Annotated in this window: 4 protein-coding genes; 2 read left to right on the top strand and 2 right to left on the bottom strand. The window is 74.2% G+C overall.

Going from position 1 to position 4,026, the window contains the following annotated elements; all coding sequences use genetic code 11:
- Positions 1-48: 48 nt before the first annotated feature.
- Complete coding sequence (locus KS423_RS40120) at positions 49-1,125, bottom strand: restriction endonuclease (protein WP_224284663.1); 1,077 nt, start codon at positions 1,123-1,125, stop codon at positions 49-51.
- 223 nt (positions 1,126-1,348) lie between these two features.
- On the opposite strand from KS423_RS40120, the gene KS423_RS40115 reads away from it, so the two are divergent.
- Positions 1,349-1,849, top strand: a complete 501-nt coding sequence (locus tag KS423_RS40115) for an inorganic diphosphatase (RefSeq protein WP_224284662.1) — start codon at positions 1,349-1,351, stop codon at positions 1,847-1,849.
- Positions 1,850-1,899: 50 nt separating this feature from the next.
- Here the strand turns inward: KS423_RS40115 and KS423_RS40110 are convergent, their stop codons facing one another.
- Positions 1,900-3,162 (bottom strand): pyroglutamyl peptidase, encoded by a 1,263-nt coding sequence (locus KS423_RS40110; RefSeq protein ID WP_224284664.1) that lies wholly within the window; start codon positions 3,160-3,162, stop codon positions 1,900-1,902.
- Positions 3,163-3,418: 256 nt separating this feature from the next.
- Between KS423_RS40110 and KS423_RS40105 the strand changes: the two genes are divergently transcribed.
- Positions 3,419-4,026 (top strand): TerD family protein (locus KS423_RS40105; protein WP_224284661.1); only part of this gene is annotated, 608 nt, incomplete at its 3' end.

The following is a 4,026-nucleotide window of genomic DNA, read 5'->3' as shown; positions in this document are numbered from 1 at the left end:
GGCGCGTCCCGGGCGGCCTTGCCGGGTCCGCGACGCGCCCCGCCCCCGTCACGCGTCCACGACCTCCAGCCCGTACGCGGTCACGGCCTGGCGCAGCCCACCCGGGTACCCGGCGAGCGCGGGGGTGAACTCCCAGTCCCCGGAAGGCTCGCGGTCGAACCGGCCGAGCCGCATCGCGGTGTTGGTCTCCGCGCCGTCCGCCAGGTGCACCACGGCCGCGTCCTGCCCGGAACCGGCCTCCAGGATCAGCGCCGGCCCGGCGAACCCGCCCATGGTGGCCTCGGGGTGGTTCTCGGTGTCGGCGGCGGCGATGACGACCAGCCGGTCGACCTCGGCGGGCAGCGCGCCGAAGTCGACCATCAGGCAGGCGTTCGCGTCGCCGTAGCCGGTCACCAGCCGCACCGAACCGTCGGGCGTCGAGGCGTTGTTGTAGAACACCAGGTGGTCGTCGGAGAGCGCCACGTTCCCCGTGCAGACCAGGGCGGCGATGTCGTACTCCTCCTCCCCGGTCCAGTGCAGGAGCAGGCGGGAGGGCTCGGCGGCCACCTCGATCGCGGGCAGTCCGTCCAGGGCGCCGGCCTCGGCGGAGGCCTCGTCCTGGGCGGCCTCGAAGACCTCGTGGAAGCCGTGGTGCTTGAGCAGCCCGACCAGCTCGGCGCCGTTGATCAGGCTGATCGGCTTGCCCGCGACGAACTGGTGCGAGCTGGGCCCGAACCTGCTGGTGGTGACCAGGACGGCCTTGGTCGCGGCCTGGTCGTGCCGCAGCGTCCCGTACAGGTCCCGCACCGCCGTGGGCGTCACCGTGTCCCGGTACCGCTTCACCTGCACGATGACGTTGCCGCCGCGGAACGGGTCGGGGTCGATGCCGCGGACGTCCACCCCGCCGTCCCGCGACCGGGCGGTGAGCTCGACCTTCATGCCCATCGCTTCCATCAGCCGGGCGATCAGCCCCTCGAACTCGATCGGGTCCATCGCCAGCAGCAGCTGGAGCTCGCGGACGCGCTTGGCCATCCGGCCGCGGTTGGCGTTGGTGTCGTCGCGGAGGTGACGGAAGAGCGCGCGCTGGGCGCGGCGTTCGTCGGCGTCGGGGTTGCTGAGGCGGTGGAGCTTCCGGCTCCGGGACATGGGCGTGCCCCCTCTTGCATGGTGACGGTTGTTGCAGCCGTCACCGTAGAGGAATCGTGGACGAAGAACTGTCGCGCCGTCAGTTCCGCAGCCCAATCGAGACCTGGGATGCGTGCAGGTCGAGGGTCCGGCGTGGGTGGTGCGGGCGCCCGACCGGCCGGGGTGCTTTCGGCGGCCGTCCGGACGGCGGACAATTCCCCCAGGAGCCGAGGAGGAGGCCGCGGTGGAGTTCGAGGTCGTGATCGAGATCCCGCAGGGGTCGCGGAACAAGTACGTGATGGACTTCGCGGCGGGCCGGATCCGCCTGGACCGCACCCTCTTCACGGCCACCCGCTATCCCACCGACTACGGCTACGTCGCGGGCACCCTCGGCGGCGACGGGGAACCGCTGGACGCCCTGGTGCTCGGCGGCGAGCCGGCCGTCCCCGGCTGCGTGCTGACCTGCCGGGCGGTGGCCATGTGGGTGATGCGCGACGAGCGCGGCCCGGACGAGAAGGTGCTCTGCGTGCCGGCCCGCGACCCGCGCTATGCGGACCTGCGGGACATCGACGACCTGCGCGAGTTCGACCTGCTGGAGATCACCCACTTCTTCCTGGTGTACAAGGACCTGGAGCGCGGCAAGTCCGTCGAGGGCTCGCACTGGGTGGGCCGCGACGCCGCCTGCGCCGAGATCGCCGAGTCGCGTGCCCGCGCGACGGGCACCCGCTACGCCGACCCGGTCTGAACGGGCGTCCGGGGCGGGCGGAGGGTCACCCGCCCGCCCCGGCCGGTCCGTCAGAGCCGGGTGGCGCTCAGGATCGCCCGCACCTCGTCGCCGATCGCGGCCTCGTTCTGCTCGAACTCCGGTGCGGTGAGCCGGTTCGGGTCGGCCGGCAGGCCGGTCAGGACCGGGGTGTGCAGATGGCCGCCCGGGAGGCCCGGCGCGAGGAGCAGGCGCAGCCGGTTGGAGCGGTAGGCGACCTCGTTGGAGAGGTACCCGCCGCCGCCCCCGGAGACCGCGCGGGAGCCGGGGGTGGGACCGTCCGGCCGGAAGACCGGGGCGGTGGCGCCCGCCGGGATCTCGGTGACGAAGGTGTTGAGCAGCACCGGGAAGGGCTGCTGGACGGCCCGCATGGCGTCGGTCGGCAGGGTGGTGCGGACGAACTGCGGCCCGGGGGCCAGCCCCGGGGCGTCCACCGGGTGCTGGGAGGTGCCGCCGGAGAGCGCGGCCACGTTGTCGGTGGCCGGGTCGGCGGAGCGGGCGCGCCCGGCCCACTCCTCCAGGGTGAACTTGCCCGGGTAGCCCTGGCTGATGCTGGTGATCAGGTCGGCGGACTGCCGGCCCGGCCGCAGGTGCGGGGCGAAGGCGCGCTCCACGATGCCCTCGTCGAAGTCCCCGTAGCGCACCGGCAGCACGACGGCCCGCACTTCGGCGGTGCTGCCGTCGGCCAGCGTGATCCGCTGCCCGTGCAGCTGCAGGACGGCCGAGCCGGAGGGGTTGGCGCGGCGCGGCTCGGCGTCCAGGCCGAACGGGTCGAAGCCGCTGACGAAGATCCGCCGGACGTCGGGGGCGGACTCGAAGCCGTCGTCCAGACCGCGCGAGGCGTCCTCGAAGCGGGCCCGCAGCGCGGCGTGGTCGGCCTCGAACCGGGGCTGCCAGCGGGCGAGCCGGACGGTCATGGCGAGCCTGGTCCAGTACAGCGGGCGGTCGTCCCGGGCGGGCAGTTCGCCGCCCGGCCGCCGGCCCTGGGCGCGGTCCAGGCCGGTCTGCCAGAGCGTCCGGCCCCAGGTGTCCACCACCTTTTCGGCCTGTCGGGCGTTGCGGGCGGCGCACAGGGCGGAGGGGAAGCCCCCGAGCAGCTCGCCCAGGCCGGAGCGCTCGGTGAAGGCGGCCAGGCGGGCGTCCTGGAGGCGGGCCTGCTCGGCGTCCAGCGGCACCGTGGCGGAGGTGCGGCAGCCGGCCGGAGCGGCCTGGGCGGCTGCGGCCGGGGCCAGCAGGGCGGCGAGCGTTCCGGTGAGAGCGGCGGCCAGTCCGGCGGCGCGACGTAGACATGTCATGTGCGCCGACAATAGGTCCGGACCTGACGGCCCGCCAGGGTGCCGGTGCGGTGCCCGTGGGCCGGGGCGGTGGCCGAGCGGGCCGCCGGAAGGGGGTGGCGCGGTGGTGTCTCCGCAGTCCCGGGCGGTGTTCCGCCGCCGGCGGGGCGTGTTCCGGCCTTGACGGAAAGCTGACGGTTCGACCGGGAACCGACGCGAGTTCTACAGCGTTGTCGTGGTCGAACAGCGGTACTCGTACGGTGGTGGAGGAAGTTCCATGAGCGTGGCCCTGACGAAGGGCGGCAACGTCTCCCTGGGCAAGCAGGCCCCCGGGCTCCGGGTGGTCCGGGTGGGCCTCGGCTGGACGGCCGGGGCCGGGTACGACCTGGACGCCAGCGCGCTGCTCTGCGGTGCGGACGGAAAGGTCGCTTCGGACCAGCACTTCGTCTTCTTCAACAACCTGCAGAGCCCGGACGGCTCGGTCCGGCACCAGGGCGGGTCCGGCGGCGGCGCCGACCGCGAGCGGATCGAGGTCCGGCTCGCGGACGTCTCCGCCGGGGTGGAGAAGATCGTCTTCGCGGTGGCGATCTACGACGCGGCGCAGCGGCGGCAGACCTTCGGGCAGGTCCGTGGCGCCTACATCCGGGTCGTCGATCAGGACGGCGGCACCGAGGTGGCCCGGTACGACGTGGCGCCGGAGGCCGGCAGCGAGACGGCGATGGTGTTCGGCGAGCTGTACCGGCACGGCGCGGACTGGAAGTTCCGGGCGGTCGGGCAGGGGTACGCCGCGGGGCTCGCGGGCATCGCCGCCGACTTCGGGGTGGACGTCCTGCAGCCGGCGCCCGCCGCCGCTCCGCCCGCCGCCGCTCCGCCCGCTCCGGTGAA

The organism is Streptomyces sp. LS1784 (assembly GCF_020103755.1).
Classification (GTDB): Bacteria; Actinomycetota; Actinomycetes; order Streptomycetales; family Streptomycetaceae; genus Kitasatospora.
Note: the sequence above shows the minus strand (reverse complement) of the source record. Positions and strands in the feature narration are given on the sequence as shown.